Below are 18,750 nucleotides of genomic sequence, written 5' to 3'. Positions count from 1 at the left end.
AATGAACCTCAACCCTCGCGCGAACCAGCTATTGCGTGCGTCGCAGTTGCTCCTCGGCGGCAACTTGAAGTCGCTCGCCGCGCCGGTGCTGATCATCATGATTCTGGGCATGATGATCCTCCCGCTGCCGCCGTTCATCCTGGATCTGCTGTTCACGTTCAACATCGCCCTCGCGGTGATGGTGCTGCTCGTGTCCATGTACACGCAGAAGCCGCTCGACTTCGCGGCGTTCCCGAGTGTGCTGCTGTTCTCCACGCTGCTGCGCCTGTCGCTGAACGTGGCGTCCACCCGCGTGGTGCTGCTCGAAGGCCACACCGGCCCGGACGCCGCCGGTAAGGTGATCGAGGCGTTCGGCCACTTCCTGGTGGGCGGTAACTACGCCGTCGGTATCGTGGTGTTCATCATCCTCGTGGTCATCAACTTCATGGTGATCACGAAGGGCGCGGGGCGTATCGCCGAAGTGGGTGCGCGTTTTACCCTCGACGCCATGCCCGGCAAGCAGATGGCCATCGACGCCGACCTGAACGCGGGTTTGATCGGGGAAGAGGAAGCGCGCACTCGCCGTAAGGTGATCGCACAGGAAGCCGACTTCTACGGCTCGATGGACGGTGCGTCCAAGTTCGTGCGCGGCGATGCGGTTGCCGGTTTGTTGATCATGCTGATCAACATCATCGGCGGGCTGATCGTCGGCGTGGTCCAGCACAATCTGGATCTCGCGACCGCCGCCAAGAACTACACGCTGCTGACCATCGGTGACGGTCTCGTCGCGCAGATCCCGGCGCTGGTGATCTCGACGGCCGCCGGTGTGGTGGTGTCGCGTGTGGCGACCGACGAAGACGTCGGTCAGCAGGTCGTCTCGCAGCTCTTCAACAACCCGCAGGTGCTGGGTATAACGGCCGCGATTCTGGGCTTGATGGGCCTGATCCCGGGCATGCCGCACTTTGCCTTCCTGCTGCTCGCGCTGGGTCTCGGTGCACTGGCCCGCTGGCAGTTCCGCAAGGCCGCTGCCGCCAAGGTGCAGGCAACGCGTCCGACGCCGGTCGCAGCGACCGCAGCGCCCGAAGTGGCCGAAGCGTCGTGGGACGACGTGGCGCTGGTCGACCCGCTGGGGCTGGAAGTCGGCTATCGCCTGATCCCGCTCGTCGACCGCAATCAGGACGGCGAACTGCTCAAGCGCATCAAGGGCATCCGCAAGAAGTTCGCCCAGGAAATCGGCTTCCTGGCACCCGTGGTGCACATTCGCGACAATCTGGAACTGCGCCCGAACCAGTACCGCATTACGCTCAAGGGCGTGATCATCGGCGAAGGCGAGGCGTACCCGGGCCAGTTGCTGGCGATCGATCCGGGGCAGGTCAGCGCACCGCTGCAAGGCACGCCGACGCGCGATCCGGCCTTCGGTCTGCCCGCCACGTGGATCGACGTCGGCCAGCGCGATCAGGCGCAGGCGTACGGCTATACCGTGGTCGATGCCGGTACGGTCGTGGCGACCCACCTGAATCACCTGATCAACGCGCACGCCCACGAATTACTGGGACGTCAGGAAGTGCAGCAGCTCATCGAGCGCATCGGCAAGGACGCGCCGAAGCTCATCGAAGACCTGGTGCCCAAGACCATCGCGCTCACCACGTTGCAGAAGGTGCTGCAGAACCTGCTCGAAGAGCAGGTGCCGATTCGCGACATGCGCACCATCATCGACACCATCGCCGAGCATGGCGCACGCGTGCAGGACCCGTACGACCTCACGGCGCTGGTACGTCTGTCGCTGGGGCGCGCGATCACGCAGAGCGTGTTCCCGGGCAGTGGCGATCTGGAAGTGGTGGGGCTCGACGCGAATCTCGAACGAATTCTCACGCAGGCGTTGTCGGCCGGCGGCGGCACCGGTCTGGAGCCGGGCCTGGCCGATACGTTGTTGCGTGAAACCCAGGCTGCCGTGACGCGTCAGGAGCGTCAGGGTCTGCCGTCGGTATTGTTGGTTCAACATCCGCTGCGTTCGCTGCTCTCGCGCTTCCTGCGCCGCAGCCTGCCGCAGCTCAAGGTTTTGTCGTATGCGGAAGTGCCAGACACCCGTAACGTGAAAATGACGGCACTCATCGGAGGTCAAGCGTGAAGATTCGGAAATTCTTTGCGGGCACGTGCCGCGACGCACTGCGCCAGATTCGCGAGGAAATCGGACCCGACGCGGTCGTATTGTCCAATCGCTCGGTCGCCAACGGCGTCGAGATCGTGGCGTTGGCGGAAGAGGATCTGGACGCGCTCGCCGGCGGCGATATGCCGACGCATCGTCCGCGTCCCCGTCCTGCTGCGCCCGTTGCGCCCATTGCGCCCGTGGCGAGTCCCGCCGCCGCCGCGAACGACATCGCGGCGACCAGCGCTTTCGCGCAGTCGATGATGGGCGAGTTGCAAAGCATGCGCGGGTTGCTCGAAGAGCAGGTCGCCGGGCTTGTGTGGAACGACAAACAGCGTCGTTCGCCGGCACAGGGCGAGATTCTGCGCACATTGCTCGCAGCGGGCTTCTCGGCACAGCTCGGCCGGGCGTTGCTGGAGCATCTGCCGGAAGGCAGCGACCGCGAGAACGGTCTGGACTGGGTGAAGAACGCGCTCAAGCGCAATCTGCCCATCATGCCGAACGAAGACGAATTGATGGATCGCGGCGGCGTGTATGCGCTCATGGGGCCGACCGGCGTGGGCAAGACCACGACCACGGCCAAGCTCGCGGCGCGCTGCGTGATGCGTCACGGCGCGGAGAAGCTCGCGCTGCTCACGACCGACAGCTATCGTATCGGCGGCCATGAGCAACTGCGCATCTACGGCAAGATTCTGGGCGTGACCGTGCACGCGGTGAAGGACGCGACGGATCTGCGTCTGGCGCTGACCGAACTGCGCAACAAGCACATGGTGCTGATCGACACGGTCGGCATGAGCCAGCGCGACCGCACGGTGCCGGAGCAGGTGGCGATGCTGTGCGGGGCGGAGACGCCGGTGCAGCGCCTGCTGTTGCTCAACGCCACGAGCCATGGCGACACGCTCAACGAAGTGGTGCACGCGTATCGCAGCGCGAGCGCCGAGGGCGGTGGCGACCTGGCCGGGTGTATTCTGACGAAACTCGACGAGACGACCAACCTCGGTTCGGTGCTCGACACGGTGATTCGTCACCGTCTGCCGGTGCATTACGTCTCGACGGGGCAGCGCGTACCGGAGAACCTGCACGTGGCGGACCGGGAGTTCCTGATCGACACGGCGTTGTCTGCGCCGGTGACGGGTTCGCCGTTCGTGCCGTCCGAGGAAGATTTGCCGGCCGTGGTGCGCGGGGTCGATCCCAACTACAGCGGGCTGTTCGCGCCCGCACAACCTTCAGGCGAGGCCTGCTTTGGTTAAACTCGTACTCGATCAAGCTGAGGGGCTGCGCCGACTGGTGGCGCGCCATACCACGCGCATCGTCGCGGTGGTAGGAAGTGCGCCTGAAGCCGGTCAGACGAGTGTTGCGTTGAATCTGGCCAGTGCTCTGGCTCATCACGGTCAGGATGTCGTGCTGGCCGACGAGAGCGGCCATGCAGCGCCGGCACTCGGTCTGCCGTTGCGTGGCGACATCCATGACGTGCTGGCGGGACGCATTTCGCCCGATGCGGTGCGTGTGCCGACGCGCGACAACGTGGTGCTGGTGCCGGTGGCGCACCGTCATCCCGAGCGCATCGATCCGCAACGCGCACTGCCGGTGCTGACTATTGGCGAGCCGGACGTCGTGATCGTCGACTGTACGCACGCCGGTGGCGTGCTGAGTCCGTTGGCGGCGCATGCGCATGATGTGCTGGTGGTGCTTGGCTGCGAGCCGGCATCGATTACGGGCGCGTACTCGTGGATCAAGCAGGCGCATTACGAATATGCGCTGGCGCAGTTCCGGGTGTTGGTGAACCGGGCGGAGGATATGGAGGCGCGCGTCGTGTGCCGCAATCTGGCCACGACGGCGAGTCGTTATCTGGCGGTGTCGCTGGAATTGGCCGGGCATGTGCCGTCGGACCGTCAGGTCGTGCGGGCGCGTCAACTGACGCGCACCGTGGTCGATGCGTTCCCGATGGCGCCGGCGGCGGTGGCGTACCGTCAGTTGGCGGCGCAGGTGATGCATTGGCCGTTGGCCATTCGGGACACGGGACCGGCGGCGTTGGGTGCCGGGATCGGTCAGGTGGGCGATTGCGGCGGCGATCGCGGTGTCGAGATGACGCATGGCGTGGGCGCGGTGAGCGCGCACACGGCCTGAGCGTCACGGCACGCGTCGAGAGGAAGCGGAGGGAAACATGTATACCGCGCGCGGGAAGGTCGACACGAACGACACGCTGACCCAATACGCGCCGTTGGTGCGCCGCCTGGCGCTGCAATTGATGGCGAAGCTGCCGGCGAGCGTGGAATTGGAAGATCTGATTCAGGCTGGCATGCTGGGGCTGCTCGATGCGGCGAACCGGTATCAGGAGACGCAGGGCGCGCAGTTCGAAACGTACGCGAGCCAGCGCATTCGCGGGGCGATGCTCGACGAGTTGCGCGAGCTGGACTGGGCCTCGCGCGGCATTCGCAAGACGGCGCGCGAGATCGAGAAGGCGGTGCAGCGACTGGAGCAGCGGCTGGGACGAGGTCCGTCCGAGAGCGAGATTGCGGGCGAGATGTCGATCGGGCTGACCGAGTATCAGCAGATGTTGCAGGATGTGCACGGCTGCCAGCTGATCTATTACGAAGACTTCGAAGCGGCGGACGAAGAGCCGTTCATCGACCGCATTTGCGCGGACCCGGGTGCGGATCCGCTGACGATGCTGCTCGACGAAGGTTTGCGCGGCGGCGTGGTCGACGCCATCGACCATCTTCCCGAGCGCGAGAAGTTGCTGATGAGCCTGTACTACGAGCAGGGTCTGAATCTGCGCGAAATCGGTGCAGTGCTCGAAGTCAGCGAGTCACGTGTCTGTCAGCTGCACAGCCAGGCGATTTCGCGTTTGCGTGCGACGCTGCGTGAGAAGGCTTGGACTTCGGCGAATTAAGCGGTAGCAAGGCTCAAAAAATCCCTCGAATGCGTTTCGCTTCGAGGGATTTTTTGTTGCGCGAGGCTTCGCCTTCGCATCACCTCGTCCTCCTGTTCTGATGAGCTTTGTACAAACCGTACAAGCTGATCGATGCCCAGAAGCCTTCGATCAGCATCGAGGCAGGATTCGGGTGGTAGATCAGCGAGTAGACGATCATTAGCGATCCAACCAGATTCAGTGCCGAATATTTGTACGAGGTCGTGCAGAGCGTCCCGTGTAGATTAAGAAAGTAGGCAATGACTACGATCAGCGCACCCGCAATGCCAATGACGTCTGAGGCATTTATTGATGTCATGCCAGATCACCACCGGTCGGATTTTGGGCTGAGCCCACGAAACTCGGCGACTCGTCGGCGCGTGCTTGGTGACGTTCCGTCCGGTAGGGAGTCGACAGGGAACCAGCCGATCTCGGCGATCTCCGATTCGTCGCCTATGGTGGCGTTGCCCGAATACTCACGCACAACGTACAGAATCGGATAGTCGTCCCGGCTTTCGCGGTTCGTGAAGTAGACGTGAAAGCACTGTGGCTCGCCGGTCACTTGAAGTGTCGTCTCTTCGTAAATCTCCCGCCGTATCGCGGCCACCGGTGATTCCCCTTTTTCCACGCCACCGCCGGGCGTGAACCATCCGGGCAGGTAAGTGTGCCTGACGAGCAGGACACGATTCGTTTCATCGACAATCAGCGCCCGAACGCCAACGGTTTTCGGAGACCGGACGCTTCGGACGATATTGCGCCAATACGATCCCATTCTCGCCAGCAATAACATGACAAGTTTGCTCCATCTCAAGCCGGACCACTTCCGGCATTCTTAGATCCTCTCAATGATGGGGGTGTTTGGCGCAGAACAATGTTGAGGAAGTTCTGATACTTGGATCTAACGGCGTGGGCGCGTTGCATTAATTACGAGTGCGGACGCTAAGCCGCACGGGGCGACGGTCGTTGCTGACGACAAGAATCGGAATTCAACAGAAATTTCCCTGCGTCGATCACACACTCGTTTTCCTATTCTGTATGCCACGGCTCGCCGCCATTTGGCGCGTAGCCATTCTCAGACAAGGCCGAGGCATACCATTGCAGTCCCGTTCGAGCGTCTGGCTATCCTGCGGCATCGTGGTGTCCGTCGCGATACATGTGATCGCACTTCTTTTGCTTTCGCGATGGGATGCGTTTTCCTCGACCACCCAACAGACGCCCGTATTGACCGTCTATTTCGTCGAACCGTCGAAGCAGCAGGGCGCGACGGTTGCAGAAAGTCAGCCTGCGAGGGCAATGCACTCTCGCACAATGAGCGCGGGGTCTGCGAGCGAACCAAAATCGTCGGCCACCGTTCCCGAACCATCGCCCGTCGTTGAGCCATCACTCCCTAAAGATGACGCTGCGTCGATCCTGCCGGATTGGCGTCAATCGGTGACATCGTTCGTTCGATCCGTAGAGCGACAGGGCGCGGGTAGTGTTGCAGAGGAGGCAGTAACGCGGCAGTCCAGTAGTGCAGATGATCCGCTGTCAGAACGGGCGGGGAGGATGACCAGCGAGGTTGCGGAGGCGTTTGAGGCGGCACTCGGCAAAGGATGGCGCTCTTTGGGCACGCTGTCCGGCGATGTTAGGCCTGATGGATCGAGACTAGAGCGGATTCAAACGGCGACAGGATTGTATTGCGTCCGCATTCCAGGCCAGGTGACGAGCATCGATCCGTTCGTTAAAAGAGAACGGCCGCTTGTCGCGGTGGAATGCTGAAAATTTCGTGCTCGTTTAAGCCGTAACACTCCCCCCGCTTGAGCGCGGGGTAGTGCGGCCGTCGGGGCCGTAGAGCGGGGTGTTGTTGCCTGGGCCGTAGAGGACGTTCAGGGCTTGCTGGGTGTACGTCAGGCGGGTGTTGATGAGCAGGCCGTTCGTGTCGTTGGCCCGCTTGGCCTCGGCGGCGGCGGAGAGCAGGGCTTTCCACGCGGTGTCGACCTTGGCATCGGCGGCGGCCGCTGCCGTCGCGCCCGCTTCGTCAGGCGAATAGCCCAACGCTTTCAACTGCGCATCGCGCTCGCGGCCGAGGGCGGACAGCTCCGCTACAGCGCGCGTCTTGCGCTCGGTCAGGTCCGGCAACGCGTCGAGCGTGCCGTTGACCAATGCCTGCTGTTCTTCCCCGAGCAATGTCGAAAACGTGCCGATCGCGGCAGTCTCAGCAGTCAGGGCGTTCAGCAGGGCATCGGTGGTCATGACTTCGATTGCGCAGAGAGCAAATCGCGTGCGGTCGAGATCAGACCGTCCGCAATCTTGGAGGTATCAATAGCCAACTGGCCGTTAGCGATCGCCGTCTTGATCGCCGCAACCTTCGCGACGTCGATGTCGGCCGAGCCGCTGGCTGCCAGTTTTTCCTGCAAGGCACGCATCTCCGACGACAAGGCGCTAGTGCTCACGCTGGCACCGCCAGTGCCCGCTGCAGGTGCTGCCGCAGCGTCGCTATTCACAGCGCCGGCCGTCGTCCGATCCGTCGTCGCCTTGCTCGCGCCGACACCAGTCAGCGGATTGGCGGGTGGTTCGATTTTCATGTGCTTTCCCCAGAAACCTGCCTGTGTAACGGCATTATCCGCCATAACTTTAGGCAAGTAACATCCTGTTACCAGTTCAAGTGCCCGGGTGATTTCAGCGAATACTTAACGTAAGTAAGCGATTACTTTCATCGCCTTCTTCCAACTTCTTACAGTGCAACTTCGACTTCGACGTTGCCATTCTTTCCTGACTTCACGGTGCCGCTGACGACCTGTCCGGCACGCGTGCGCACCTGCACGGGGTCGCCCGCGCTGGCACGGGTGAGCACCTGACCTTCCGTGCTCACTTCAAAACCTGAGCCGCGCGAGACCACTCGCACGGTTTGTCCCTGCTGGACGGCAATCGCGCTGCGCAGCAGGTCGGAGCGGATCGGCAGCCCCGAGGTAATCCGGTTGACGGCCACCGTGCCGACGATCTGACCGGCATCGGTCGCGACCGTGCGCGGCAACAGCGTGAGATCGCCCTGACGCGGTGACAGATCCGTCGGCCCGATGGTCTCGCCCGGATTGATCTGACGTGCGGCGACGAAATACGTCGCGTTGATGCTCACGCGCGCTTGCAGATACAGCGTCCACGGACGCTCCCCCGCACACCGCACGCCCACGCTGGTTGTGCCCCAAAGGCGCGCGCCCGGCGGCAGGAACGGCTCAAGCGCCGCGCACGCAGGCATGCGGTCCGAGACCGACTCGCCCACGGTGATGTTGACCTGACCGGGCAGGCCGGTGGTCTGCTCACGCAGGAAACGCTCGGCAGTCTGCCGGATCACCTGCGTGTTCTGGAATTGGGATGCCTGGGGCTGCACAGGTACTGCGACAGCGACCGGTGCTTGCTGTGTCTGAGCGGGCGCATTCGCCGTGGCGGTCGCGGGACGCACCATGTTCGGCACGTTCGACGCGACACCGCCTGCGGCGGCGTTGTTGCCGGGAATGACGATGGCGCTGGGCCCAAGCGTATTGCCGAGGTTCTGGGCGGCGGGATCGGTGGCGACGCCGGGGTTCGCACCCGTTGCAGCGTGTGCAGACGTCACGAACCCGGCCATGCTTACCGTCGCGAACATCGCGGCCATCAGGCCACGTCGCGCACTCGTAAGTATTTGAAAGTTCGGGGACATTTTTGCGGACGAGCGCTGGCCGAACCGCTGCACACCGTGCGTGCGCGGGGCATTGGCGAATGGGTCGCCGAATTTGCCTGCCATGCTCACTCTCCTTGCTTGAACGGCTTTCGCGTAGCGAAGCCGACGACACCGGGCAGTGTCCCTGTGCCTGGGGGGCGAACCCCGCCCGATGCCGTCAGGAAGCCATTCTAGAGATGTCGCGCCGCGGGGCATGGCTCGAAATGGCGGTCAATCTCCTTCCTATTCCTCCGATTGAATCCCGGGGGGTACGCATACGATGCGAAGCATGCCAAAAGGTCCCTATTTTTTCCGGACCGGGCAGGGCACCCCGTCTGCGCACCGCCCGCCAGTCAACGCAACACACGACTGAGCCGGACCGGACGCAGCACGGGCAAGTTTCTTGAGCATTACCCAAGTACCCAAGCATCAAGGCAAGCATCGGGCGAGACGAGATCATGGACAAACTGGACGCGGCATTGCGATTCTCCCAGCAGGCGCTGGCTATGCGCGCCTACCGTCAGGAGGTGATCTCGTCGAACATCGCCAACGCGGATACGCCGGGGTACAAGTCGCGCGACGTCGATTTCAATAACGCGTTGAATCAGGCCGTCGAGCGCGGCGCGCAGCAGCAGCTCGCCACCGAGTCGAGCGTGTCGCTCTCGCGTACGTCCTCGCGCCACATCGCCGGACGCGGTGTGACGACGGCGCCGCCGATGGGCGGCCCGGAGCTGCTCTACCGCGTGCCGTATCAGCAAAGCGTCGACGGCAACACCGTCGAACTCGATGCCGAGCGTGTGAACTTCGCCGACAACGCCGTGCATTATCAGACGGGCCTCACGGTCCTGAGCAGCCAGATCAAGACGATGCTGGCCGCCATCACCAGTCAAGGGTAAGCGCCATGCCACTCATGAGCATCTTCGACGTCGCCGGCTCGGCCATGACTGCGCAGTCGCAGCGCATGAACGTGACGGCCAGCAACCTGGCCAACGCCGAATCAGTGACCGGCCCGGATGGCCAGCCGTACCGCGCCAAGCAGGTCGTGTTTCAGGTCAATCCGGTCACGGGCACCGATGTCGGTGGCGTGAAGGTCGCCGGCGTGGTGGAAGACCCGTCGCCGCTCAAGACCGTGTACGACCCGAAGAACCCGGCCGCGAACGCACAGGGCTACGTCACCATGCCCAACGTGAATCCGGTGGAAGAGATGGTCAACATGATCTCCGCTTCCCGCTCGTACCAAGCCAACGTCGAAGCGCTCAACACCGCCAAGACACTCATGCTCAAAACCCTCACGGTCGGCCAGTAAGGGGCCGCGCGGAGACCAGAAGAAATGGCCAGCATCAATACGTCGAACGCCGCGAACTTTTCGCAGAACTTCCTCGACTCGATCAACGGCACTGCGAACAGCAGCAGCTCGAAGTCGTCGGCGGGCAGCGCGGACGATCTGCAAAACAGCTTCCTGAAGTTGCTCGTCGCCCAGATGAACAATCAGGATCCGCTCAACCCGATGGACAACTCGCAGGTCACGTCGCAGCTCGCGCAGATCAGCACGGTCTCGGGCATCACGCAGCTCAACACCACGCTTTCGTCGGTGACCTCGCAACTGAACTCGACCCAGAGCCTGCAAGCCGCGGCGCTGGTCGGCAAGGGCGTGCTGATCCCGGGCACCAACATCGGCGTAGGCAGCACCAAGGCCGACGACGGCACCGTCACGAAGACGGCCACGCCGTTCGGCTTCGAACTGCCGAGCGATGCCGACACCGTCAAGATCGAGATCAAGGACAGCACCGGCAAGACGATCCGCACCGTCAACGCGGGCGCGCTCGATGCGGGCGTGCAAGCCCTGACCTGGGACGCCAAGGACGACGCCGGTAACGCGGTGGCCGACGGCAAGTACACGCTGAGCGTGACGGCAACGGCCAACGGCAAGGCCGTGACGCCGACGCTGCTCTCGTACGCGCAGGTGCAAAGCGTGGTGGCCAGCACGACCGGCTCGCCGCTGCTCAACGTGGGCACGGGCTCGAACATCAAGCTCTCCGACGTTCGCGAAATTCTCTGATCCGTAGCTCTGATTCGTAAGCGCTTAACTCTTTTCGAACCGTATTCGTCGCGATACCTGTCGTCGACAACCGAATTTCAGGAGTAACACCATGGCCTTTTCGACCGGATTGAGCGGCCTGAACGCCGCCTCCAAGGACCTGGACGTCATCGGCAACAACGTTGCCAACGCGGCCACCGTCGGCTTCAAGCAGGGTCAGGCACAGTTCGCCGACATCTACGCCAACTCGCTGTTCGGCGCAGGCAACAACACCGTCGGTATCGGTACGCGTGTGGCCGCCATCGCGCAGCAGTTCACGCAGGGCGACATCACGGTCACGAACCGTCAGCTCGATCTGGCGATCTCCGGCAACGGCTTCTTCCGCGTGTCGAACAACGGCACCATCGCCTACACGCGTAACGGCCAGTTCTCGCTCGACAAGAACGGTTACATCGTCGACTCGAACGGCGATCACCTGACCGGCTATCTGGCCGGTCCGAACGGCATCATCAACAGCGTCTCGCCGGTCGATCTGCAGATCCCGACGGGCGATCTGGCCCCGACGGCCACCAAGAAGATCACGGGTCAGTTCAACCTCGATTCGCGCAGCGCCGTGAACACCACGCCGTTCTCGATCACCGACCCGAACTCGTACACCAACGCCACGTCGCTCAAGGTCTACGACTCGCTGGGCAATTCGCACGACGTCAACCTGTACTTCAAGAAGACGAGCGTCGACGCCACGACCAACAACGCCACGTGGACCGTGTACGCCTCGGTCGACGGCACGACGCAAGTCGGCGCCGGCCCGATCGGCACGCTGACGTTCAACTCGTCGGGCAGCCTCGTCTCGCAAACGGACTCGACGGGCGCGGCCGTGACCGGCCCGATCACGCTGCCGACGATCACCTACGGAAACGGCGCGGCGCAGGGCAACCTCACGCTGAACCTGACCGGCACCACGCAGTTCGGTAACAGCTACACGCCGAACACGCTGACGCAGGACGGTTACTCGTCGGGCCGCCTGACCGGCTTCACGTTCAACGCCGACGGCACCATCGTCGGTACGTACTCGAACACGCAATCGATGGTGCTCGGTCAGGTCGCGCTCGCGAACTTCAACAACGTGAACGGCCTGATCCCGCTGGGTAACAACCTCTGGTCGGAATCGGCCGCATCGGGCATCCCCATCGTGGGCGTGCCGGGCGGCACCAACCTCGGCAAGCTGCAAGCCGGTGCCGTCGAAGCGTCGAACGTCGACCTGACGGCCGAACTGGTCCACATGATCACCGCGCAACGCAACTATCAGGCGAACGCGCAGACGATCAAGACGGAAGACCAGTTGATGCAGACGATGGTCAACCTGTAAGACACGGAGCGGCGCGTATGCGTAACTTGCAGGAGGGGCGTCGATGGATCGTCTGATCTATATCGCCATGACCGGCGCAAAGCAGGCGATGGAGCAGCAATCGACCACCGCCAACAATCTGGCGAACGTCTCGACGCCGGGCTTCCGTGCCCAGCTCTCGGCGTTCCGTCAGGCGCCGGTGCGCGGGGCCGACGGTTCGACCGGCACGCGTACGTTCGTGACGACGTCCACGCCGGGCACCGACTTCACGCCCGGCGCCATGCAGCAGACGGGCCGTGCGCTCGACGTAGCCATTCAGGGGCAGGGCTGGCTCGCGGTGCGCGACGCGCAGGGCCGCGAAGCCTACACCCGTGGCGGCAACCTCGAAATGACGGCCGACGGCCAGATCACGTTGCATGGCCTGCCGGTCATGACCGACGCCGGTCCGGCCGCCGTGCCGCCGGGCGCTGCCGTGACCGTCGGCACCGACGGCACGATCTCGGCACTGGGGCAGGGCGATCCGCCCAACTCTATCGCCGTGATGGGCCAGTTGAAGCTGGTCAACCCGCCCGAGGGCAACCTCGTGCGCGGCGACGACGGGCTGTTCCGCATGGGCAACAACGCACCGGCGCAGGTCGATCCGAATGTCGTGGTGGTCGCCGGCTCGATCGAGACCAGCAACGTCAATCCGGTCAGCGGTCTGGTGAACATGATTTCGCAGTCGCGGGCCTTCGAGATGCAGATGAAGATGCTGCAGACGGCCGACACCAACGAACAATCCGCCAACCAGTTGCTGAACTTCAGCTAACGGACGGCCAGTCGGCCAGACGACGCCAGCCACCGTACACGGGGAGAAACATCAAATGATCCGTTCGCTCTACATCGCTGCCACCGGCATGAACGCCCAGCAGACGAACATGGACGTGATTTCGAACAACCTCGCCAACACCAGCACGAACGGCTTCAAGAAAGGCCGCGCGGTGTTCGAGGATCTGCTGTATCAGACGATCCGCCAGCCGGGTGCTCAGTCGTCGCAACAGACGCTGTTGCCCTCGGGCCTGCAACTGGGCACGGGTGTGCGTCCGGCGGCGACCGAGCGCATCTTCACGCAGGGCAACCTGACGTCGACGGCGAACGCGAAGGACGTGGCCATCAACGGCGACGGCTTCTTCCAGGTGCTCATGCCGGACGGCACGACCGCCTACACGCGCGACGGCTCGTTCCAGGTCGATAACAACGGCCAGCTCGTGACGGCTTCGGGCTACCCGATCCAGCCGGCGATCACGATTCCGGCCAATGCGCTGTCGCTGACCATCGCACGCGACGGTACGGTCTCGGTCACGCAGCCGGGTAACACCGCCAACGTGCAGATCGGTACGTTCCAGCTCGCCACGTTCATCAACAACGCCGGCCTGCAAAGCATGGGCGAGAACCTGTACGCCGAGACGGCCGCCTCGGGCGCGCCGAACGTCGCACAGCCGGGCACCAACGGCGCGGGCGTGCTCAACCAGAACTACGTCGAAACGTCGAACGTGAACGTGGTGGAAGAACTGGTGAACATGATTTCGGCGCAGCGCGCCTATGAAATCAACTCGAAGGCCGTGACGGCGTCGGATCAGATGCTGCAACGTCTGACGCAGATGTAATCGGGGCGACAGCCGCCGAACGAGCACCGAACGCATTCAGCACTTAGGAAATGAACGTCGATATGTCCGCAAGCACGACCGCTTCTCAACGCAAGCCACGCAGCGCGGGCCTCGCTCGGTTCCTCGCGCTCGCGGCTGCCGTGGCGTTGACCGGTCTGGCGGGCTGCGCCTACGTGCCGCAGGAGCCGGTCGTCACCGGACCGACGACCACGCGTCCGCCGCCCCCGCCCGTATCGGCCGACCCGGAAGGTTCGATCTACCGTCCGCTGTACTCGAACCGGCCGCTCTTCGAAGACCGCCGTCCGCGCAACGTGGGTGACATTCTCACGATCGTCATCAACGAAAACACGGCGGCGAGCAAGAATTCCGCTGCGAACACGACGCGCGCGGGCAGCGGCAATCTGACGCTGACGCAGACGCCGGGCGTGATCGGCGGCGTGCTGAATAATCAGGCACTGGACGCAAGCGGCTCGAACAAGTTCGACGCCAAGGGCGCGGCCAATGCCAACAACGTGTTCTCGGGGCAGATCACCGTGACCGTGATGGACGTGCTCTCCAACGGCAACCTCGCGGTCGCCGGCGAAAAGCAGATCGCGATCAACCAGGGCACGGAGTACATCAAGTTTTCGGGCATCGTCAGCCCGCAGACCATTTCGGGCGCGAACACCGTGCCGTCGACGCAGGTGGCCGATGCGCGCATCGAATACCGTGGCAAGGGCTACATCAACGAAGCCGAAACCATGGGCTGGCTGCAGCGCTTCTTCCTTAACGTTTCGCCCTTCTGATGTCGATCATGTCGTTCCTGTCGCGCCGCGCGCCTAATTCCGGCTCAACCGGCTCCTTCGGCCCCATTCGCCACCTCCGTCGCTCCGCTTCCACGCTGGCCGTGGCCGCTGCGATGAGCGTCGCGGGCGGCGCAGTGCTGCTCGCACCGGGCGTGGCGCACGCCGAGCGTCTGAAGGAACTGGCGTCGATTCAGGGTGTGCGCGACAACCAGCTGATCGGTTACGGCCTCGTGGCCGGTCTCGACAACTCGGGCGACCAGACGACCCAGACGCCGTTCACCGTGCAGAGTATGACCAACATGCTCTCGCAGCTGGGCATCACGGTGGCACCCGGTACCAACATGCAGCTGAAGAACGTGGCCGCCGTGATGGTGACGGCCACGCTGCCGGCGTTCACGCGTCCCGGTCAGTCCATCGACGTGGTGGTCTCGTCGATGGGTAACGCCAAGAGTCTGCGCGGCGGCACGCTGCTGATGACCCCGCTCAAGGGGCCGGACGGTCAGGTCTACGCGCTGGCGCAGGGCAACTTGCTGATCGGCGGCGCGGGCGCGGCCGCCAACGGGTCGAGCGTGACCATCAACCAGCTCGCCTCGGGCCGGATTCCGAGCGGCGCCATCGTCGAGCGCGCCGTGCCGACCGCCATGGGCGGTCAGCCGGGTACCGTGCAGATGGAGCTGAACGCCACCGATTTCTCGACCGCGCAGCGCGTGGTCGACGCTGTGAACCGCCGCTTCGGCTACGGCACCGCACAGGCGCTCGACGGCCGCGTGATTCTGCTGCGCACGCCGACCGACCCGTCCTCGCGTGTGCAATTCCTCGCACAGCTCGAAAGCCTGGAAGTGCGCCCTGACAACACGGCCGCACGCGTCATCATCAACGCCCGCACGGGCTCGGTGGTGATGAACCAGAACGTGACGATCCAGCAATGCGCGGTGGCGCACGGCAACCTGTCGGTCGTCATCGACACGCAAAACAATGTGAGCCAGCCGGCACCGTTCTCGGGCGGTCAGACGGTGGTGGCCCCGAATTCGCAAATCTCCGTTCAACAGGAGAACAACGCGCTCAAGATGGTGAAAGCGGGCGCCAACCTCGCCGACGTCGTCAAGGCGCTGAACTCGCTGGGTGCGAGTCCGGCAGACCTGATGTCGATTCTGCAGGCCATGAAGGCCTCGGGCGCCCTGCGCGCCGACCTGGAGATCATCTGATATGGCCGACAGCAATCGCCTCACGGGGGCTGCGAGCGCCCCTCTGCCCGACCTGACGCAGCGCGCGTCCTACGAAATGCAGGGCCTCTCGGCGCTGCGCGCAGCCGCGCACCAGCAAACGCCGCAGGCCACGCAGCAGGCGGCCAAGCAGTTCGAAGCCGTCTTCACGCAGATGATGGTCAAGAGCATGCGCGACGCCACCATGTCCGGCGGCTTGCTCGGCAGCGATCAGGAAAAGATGTTCAACGGCATGCTGGACGATCAGCTTGCCCAGCAACTGGCATCGAACAAGGGCATCGGGCTGGCCGACCTCATGCTCAAGCAACTGGCCAAGACCGGCACTACGCTGCCGCCGGCGGCCATGGGCCGTCAGCAGCCGCTGGCCGGGCGCGCCTACAACTCGGCCGATGCGATCGGTGTGGCGGACAACGCACCGGCTGCCGCAGGCGAATTCGTCGACCGGATGGCCACGGCCGCCCAGAACGCCAGCGCCAACAGCGGCATTCCGGCGCGCTTCATGCTGAGTCAGGCGGCGCTGGAGTCGGGCTGGGGCAAGCGCGAGATCCGCCGGGCGGATGGCAGCACCAGCCACAACGTGTTCGGCATCAAGGCAGGCAAGAACTGGAACGGTCCGACCGTGGAAGTGGCGACGACCGAGTACGTGAACGGCCAGCCGCGCAAGGTGATGGCCAAGTTCCGCACCTACGGCTCGTACGACGAGGCTTTCGCCGATTACGCCAAGCTGATTTCGAACAATCCGCGCTATTCGTCGGTGGTGGCGAGCGCCAACGACGCCGCGAGCTTTGCCAACAATCTGCAACGCGCCGGTTACGCGACCGACCCGCAGTACGCCAGCAAGCTGATGAAAGTGATGAAACACTTCACCTGACGTCGCGGGATTCCTGAGATTCAAGCGAGTCCGGGCCTCAATTTTGTCGCCGGACTGCCGTAAACACATCGGTAACGGTGCGCGAGCGGGCTTTTCACCGCGGGGCGTGCCTCTAACTCAAGCCGCGAGATCATGAGCCTAATCAATACTGGCATGAGCGGGCTGAATGCCGCCCAGTTCGCCCTCAGCACCACCGGTAATAACGTCGCCAATGCAGGCACGGCCGGTTACAACCGTCAGATCGTCGACTATTCGCAGGCCGCCAGCCAGTATTCGGGCGCGGGCTACATCGGCACGGGCGTGCTGGTGAACGACGTCTCGCGCGTGTACAGCCAGTTCCTGTCGAACCAGACGAACCAGGCGCAGACCCAGTACAGCCAGCTCAATACGTACTACCAGCAGATCTCGCAGATCAACAACGCGCTGGGCAGCTCGACGACCGGTCTGTCGGCCACCATGTCGCAGTTCTTCACGAACCTGCAGAACATCGTGTCGGCCCCGGCCAACTCGGCCACGCGCGCGACCGTCGTGTCGTCGGCGCAAACGCTGGCGAGCATGTTCCAGTCGCTCTCGGGCACGCTGTCGACGCTGCGCTCCAGCACGAATGCCAGCATTTCCCAGTCGACCGACCAGATCAACGTCTACGCCAAGCAGATCGCGCAACTGAACGACGCCATCGTGCAGGCGCAAGCCAATGGCGGCGGCGCTTCGCCGAACGACCTGCTCGACCAGCGCGATCAGGCGGTGGCCAGCCTGAACGCCATCATCCAGACCAATGTGGTCAAGGCGCAGGACGGCACGTACAACGTCTACGTCGGTAACGGCCAGTCGCTCGTGACGGGCAACTCGGCGTACCAGTTGACGACCATGGCGTCGACCAACGACCCGTCGGAACTGACGATTGCCTACGTGACGCCCAACGGCACCAAGGTGCCGGTGCCGGAATCGTCGATCACGGGCGGCTCGCTCGCCGGTCTTCTGTCGTTCCGCAGCGGCGCGCTGACGCAAGCCCAGAATTCGCTCGGCCAGATCGCCTTGTCGCTCGCGGGCACGATGAACGCGCAGAACCAGCTCGGGCTGGACCTGTACGGCCAGCTCGGCGGCAACCTCTTCACGGTGCCGAACCCGACCATCGTCGCCAACACGAAGAACTCGAACGGCGCGGTGCTCAATTCGACGATTACCGACGCGTCGAAGGTCACGGCCAGCGACTACAACGTCACGTTCGACGGCACGAACTACACGATGACCCGTTCGTCGGACGGTGCGAAGTGGACGGCCCCGGTGCCGGGCACCCCTGGCGCACCGCTGGCGTTCACGGACAGTAGCGGTAACGCGTTCAACGACGGTTTCAACGTCACGGTCGGCAATAACGTCGCGGGCGACAGCTTCACGATCCAGCCCACGCGCAATGCCGCAGGCAACATCGGGGTGGCGATCACCGACCCGGGCAAGATCGCCCTGGCCGCGCCGATCCTCGCGTCGACGCCGACGACCAACACCGGATCACTCAAGACCGATCAGGGGTCCGTCGACGCCAATTACCTGTCGAACGTGCTGACCACGCCGGTCTCGTTCACGTTCAGCAAGAACGCCACGACCGGTGCGATCACGCTGGTCGCGCCGTCGCCGATGACCGTGACGGTCAACGGCACGACGACCACCTACGCCGCTGGCGACACCGTGCCGTACGACGCCGCCAACGGCGCGAAGATCACGATGAACGGCATGACCGTGAACGTGAGCGGCACCCCGGCCGACGGCGACAAGCTGACGATCTCCCCGAACGCTGCGGGCGCGACCACGGACAACCGTAACGGCCTCGCACTCTCGGCGCTGCAGAACGACAAGACCAAGGTCGGCGGCAAGGACAGCTATGCGTCCGCCTACGCCAATCTGGTCTCGTACGTCGGCTCGACCACGAACACCTACAAGGCGACGAGCGCCGCGCAGCAAACGCTGCTCACGCAGGCGAAGAGCGCCCAGCAGTCCAATTCCGGCGTGAGCCTCGACGAAGAGGCCGCCAACCTGATCAAGTTCCAGCAGCTCTATCAGGCCAACTCAAAGGTCATCCAGACCGCGTCGCAGTTGTTCGACACGATTCTGCAGATGGTCAACTAAGGCTGA

The 18,750-nt window shown here is 63.7% G+C and carries 20 protein-coding genes; 15 read left to right on the top strand and 5 right to left on the bottom strand.

From position 1 onward, the window contains the following. Window position 1: 1 nt before the first annotated feature. The 4 genes from flhA to PAQ31011_RS23415 are packed head-to-tail and all read left to right on the top strand — an operon-like array spanning window position 2 to window position 5,018. Window positions 2–2,107, top strand: coding sequence for a flagellar biosynthesis protein FlhA (gene flhA / locus PAQ31011_RS23430; protein ID WP_150578067.1), 2,106 nt, complete (start codon window positions 2–4; stop codon window positions 2,105–2,107). Continuing rightward, window positions 2,104–3,375, top strand: a complete 1,272-nt coding sequence (gene flhF, locus PAQ31011_RS23425; RefSeq protein ID WP_150578066.1) for a flagellar biosynthesis GTPase FlhF — start codon at window positions 2,104–2,106, stop codon at window positions 3,373–3,375. Before flhA ends, flhF begins: the two co-directional genes overlap by 4 nt. Next, on the top strand, window positions 3,368–4,252 hold the full coding sequence (locus PAQ31011_RS23420) for a MinD/ParA family ATP-binding protein (RefSeq protein WP_150578065.1): 885 nt from the start codon (window positions 3,368–3,370) through the stop codon (window positions 4,250–4,252). The genes flhF and PAQ31011_RS23420 overlap by 8 nt, the downstream gene beginning before the upstream one ends. Window positions 4,253–4,289: 37 nt before the next feature. Continuing rightward, window positions 4,290–5,018, top strand: coding sequence for an RNA polymerase sigma factor FliA (locus PAQ31011_RS23415; protein ID WP_150578064.1), 729 nt, complete (start codon window positions 4,290–4,292; stop codon window positions 5,016–5,018). 79 nt (window positions 5,019–5,097) lie between these two features. Here the strand turns inward: PAQ31011_RS23415 and PAQ31011_RS27040 are convergent, their stop codons facing one another. Then, window positions 5,098–5,355 (bottom strand): CBU_0592 family membrane protein, encoded by a 258-nt coding sequence (locus tag PAQ31011_RS27040; protein ID WP_425495136.1) that lies wholly within the window; start codon window positions 5,353–5,355, stop codon window positions 5,098–5,100. A gap of 6 nt (window positions 5,356–5,361) precedes the next feature. Then, window positions 5,362–5,826: an NUDIX domain-containing protein gene (locus PAQ31011_RS23410; protein WP_150578063.1), complete on the bottom strand. Its 465-nt coding sequence runs from the start codon at window positions 5,824–5,826 to the stop codon at window positions 5,362–5,364. Between the two features lie 305 nt (window positions 5,827–6,131). On the opposite strand from PAQ31011_RS23410, the gene PAQ31011_RS23405 reads away from it, so the two are divergent. Next, entirely contained in the window at window positions 6,132–6,794 is a 663-nt protein-coding gene (locus tag PAQ31011_RS23405) for a hypothetical protein (protein ID WP_150578062.1), read from the top strand. Window positions 6,795–6,809: 15 nt separating this feature from the next. Here PAQ31011_RS23405 and PAQ31011_RS23400 read toward each other — a convergent pair whose 3' ends face one another. The 3 genes from PAQ31011_RS23400 to flgA all read right to left on the bottom strand — a co-directional run bounded on the left by PAQ31011_RS23400 (window position 6,810) and on the right by flgA (window position 8,796). Then, complete coding sequence (locus PAQ31011_RS23400; protein WP_150578061.1) at window positions 6,810–7,268, bottom strand: flagella synthesis protein FlgN; 459 nt, start codon at window positions 7,266–7,268, stop codon at window positions 6,810–6,812. After that, complete coding sequence (gene flgM, locus PAQ31011_RS23395) at window positions 7,265–7,600, bottom strand: flagellar biosynthesis anti-sigma factor FlgM (RefSeq protein WP_150578060.1); 336 nt, start codon at window positions 7,598–7,600, stop codon at window positions 7,265–7,267. Before flgM ends, PAQ31011_RS23400 begins: the two co-directional genes overlap by 4 nt. 149 nt (window positions 7,601–7,749) lie before the next feature. After that, window positions 7,750–8,796, bottom strand: a complete 1,047-nt coding sequence (flgA, locus tag PAQ31011_RS23390) for a flagellar basal body P-ring formation chaperone FlgA (protein ID WP_174990244.1) — start codon at window positions 8,794–8,796, stop codon at window positions 7,750–7,752. Between the two features lie 371 nt (window positions 8,797–9,167). Between flgA and flgB the strand changes: the two genes are divergently transcribed. The 10 genes from flgB to flgK all read left to right on the top strand — a co-directional run bounded on the left by flgB (window position 9,168) and on the right by flgK (window position 18,744). Next, the gene (gene flgB / locus PAQ31011_RS23385; RefSeq protein ID WP_150578058.1) at window positions 9,168–9,608 is read left to right on the top strand and encodes a flagellar basal body rod protein FlgB; all 441 of its coding nucleotides are present in this window, start codon (window positions 9,168–9,170) and stop codon (window positions 9,606–9,608) included. 5 nt (window positions 9,609–9,613) lie between these two features. Then, on the top strand, window positions 9,614–10,018 hold the full coding sequence (gene flgC / locus PAQ31011_RS23380) for a flagellar basal body rod protein FlgC (protein WP_039394038.1): 405 nt from the start codon (window positions 9,614–9,616) through the stop codon (window positions 10,016–10,018). A gap of 24 nt (window positions 10,019–10,042) precedes the next feature. After that, window positions 10,043–10,771, top strand: coding sequence for a flagellar hook assembly protein FlgD (flgD, locus tag PAQ31011_RS23375; RefSeq protein ID WP_150578057.1), 729 nt, complete (start codon window positions 10,043–10,045; stop codon window positions 10,769–10,771). A gap of 91 nt (window positions 10,772–10,862) precedes the next feature. Continuing rightward, on the top strand, window positions 10,863–12,119 hold the full coding sequence (gene flgE / locus PAQ31011_RS23370) for a flagellar hook protein FlgE (protein WP_039394035.1): 1,257 nt from the start codon (window positions 10,863–10,865) through the stop codon (window positions 12,117–12,119). Window positions 12,120–12,162: 43 nt separating this feature from the next. Then, window positions 12,163–12,906, top strand: a complete 744-nt coding sequence (locus PAQ31011_RS23365; protein WP_046290182.1) for a flagellar basal body rod protein FlgF — start codon at window positions 12,163–12,165, stop codon at window positions 12,904–12,906. A gap of 55 nt (window positions 12,907–12,961) precedes the next feature. Continuing rightward, the gene (gene flgG / locus PAQ31011_RS23360) at window positions 12,962–13,744 is read left to right on the top strand and encodes a flagellar basal-body rod protein FlgG (protein ID WP_039394029.1); all 783 of its coding nucleotides are present in this window, start codon (window positions 12,962–12,964) and stop codon (window positions 13,742–13,744) included. A gap of 62 nt (window positions 13,745–13,806) precedes the next feature. Continuing rightward, window positions 13,807–14,529, top strand: a complete 723-nt coding sequence (locus PAQ31011_RS23355) for a flagellar basal body L-ring protein FlgH (protein WP_217424890.1) — start codon at window positions 13,807–13,809, stop codon at window positions 14,527–14,529. Window positions 14,530–14,642: 113 nt separating this feature from the next. Beyond that, complete coding sequence (locus PAQ31011_RS23350) at window positions 14,643–15,734, top strand: flagellar basal body P-ring protein FlgI (RefSeq protein WP_174990246.1); 1,092 nt, start codon at window positions 14,643–14,645, stop codon at window positions 15,732–15,734. 1 nt (window position 15,735) lies between these two features. Next, window positions 15,736–16,623 (top strand): flagellar assembly peptidoglycan hydrolase FlgJ, encoded by an 888-nt coding sequence (gene flgJ / locus PAQ31011_RS23345; RefSeq protein WP_150578056.1) that lies wholly within the window; start codon window positions 15,736–15,738, stop codon window positions 16,621–16,623. A gap of 132 nt (window positions 16,624–16,755) precedes the next feature. Beyond that, window positions 16,756–18,744, top strand: a complete 1,989-nt coding sequence (gene flgK, locus PAQ31011_RS23340; RefSeq protein WP_150578055.1) for a flagellar hook-associated protein FlgK — start codon at window positions 16,756–16,758, stop codon at window positions 18,742–18,744. The last annotated feature ends 6 nt before the right edge of the window (window positions 18,745–18,750 follow it).

It is taken from the genome of Pandoraea aquatica (genome assembly GCF_902459565.1).
In the GTDB taxonomy this organism is placed as follows: Bacteria; Pseudomonadota; Gammaproteobacteria; order Burkholderiales; family Burkholderiaceae; genus Pandoraea; species Pandoraea aquatica.
This window is presented reverse-complemented; position numbering and strand designations above follow the sequence as displayed.

Coding starts and splice junctions, on each gene's coding strand:
- flhA (WP_150578067.1), top strand. CDS start 2: ATGAACCTCAACCCTCGCGCGAACCAGCTATTGCGTGCGTCGCAGTTG.
- PAQ31011_RS23415 (WP_150578064.1), top strand. CDS start 4,290: ATGTATACCGCGCGCGGGAAGGTCGACACGAACGACACGCTGACCCAA.
- PAQ31011_RS27040 (WP_425495136.1), bottom strand. CDS start 5,355: ATGACATCAATAAATGCCTCAGACGTCATTGGCATTGCGGGTGCGCTG.
- PAQ31011_RS23410 (WP_150578063.1), bottom strand. CDS start 5,826: ATGTTATTGCTGGCGAGAATGGGATCGTATTGGCGCAATATCGTCCGA.
- PAQ31011_RS23400 (WP_150578061.1), bottom strand. CDS start 7,268: ATGACCACCGATGCCCTGCTGAACGCCCTGACTGCTGAGACTGCCGCG.
- flgM (WP_150578060.1), bottom strand. CDS start 7,600: ATGAAAATCGAACCACCCGCCAATCCGCTGACTGGTGTCGGCGCGAGC.
- flgA (WP_174990244.1), bottom strand. CDS start 8,796: ATGGCAGGCAAATTCGGCGACCCATTCGCCAATGCCCCGCGCACGCAC.
- flgC (WP_039394038.1), top strand. CDS start 9,614: ATGCCACTCATGAGCATCTTCGACGTCGCCGGCTCGGCCATGACTGCG.
- flgD (WP_150578057.1), top strand. CDS start 10,043: ATGGCCAGCATCAATACGTCGAACGCCGCGAACTTTTCGCAGAACTTC.
- flgE (WP_039394035.1), top strand. CDS start 10,863: ATGGCCTTTTCGACCGGATTGAGCGGCCTGAACGCCGCCTCCAAGGAC.
- PAQ31011_RS23365 (WP_046290182.1), top strand. CDS start 12,163: ATGGATCGTCTGATCTATATCGCCATGACCGGCGCAAAGCAGGCGATG.
- flgG (WP_039394029.1), top strand. CDS start 12,962: ATGATCCGTTCGCTCTACATCGCTGCCACCGGCATGAACGCCCAGCAG.
- PAQ31011_RS23355 (WP_217424890.1), top strand. CDS start 13,807: ATGTCCGCAAGCACGACCGCTTCTCAACGCAAGCCACGCAGCGCGGGC.
- PAQ31011_RS23350 (WP_174990246.1), top strand. CDS start 14,643: ATGAGCGTCGCGGGCGGCGCAGTGCTGCTCGCACCGGGCGTGGCGCAC.
- flgJ (WP_150578056.1), top strand. CDS start 15,736: ATGGCCGACAGCAATCGCCTCACGGGGGCTGCGAGCGCCCCTCTGCCC.
- flgK (WP_150578055.1), top strand. CDS start 16,756: ATGAGCCTAATCAATACTGGCATGAGCGGGCTGAATGCCGCCCAGTTC.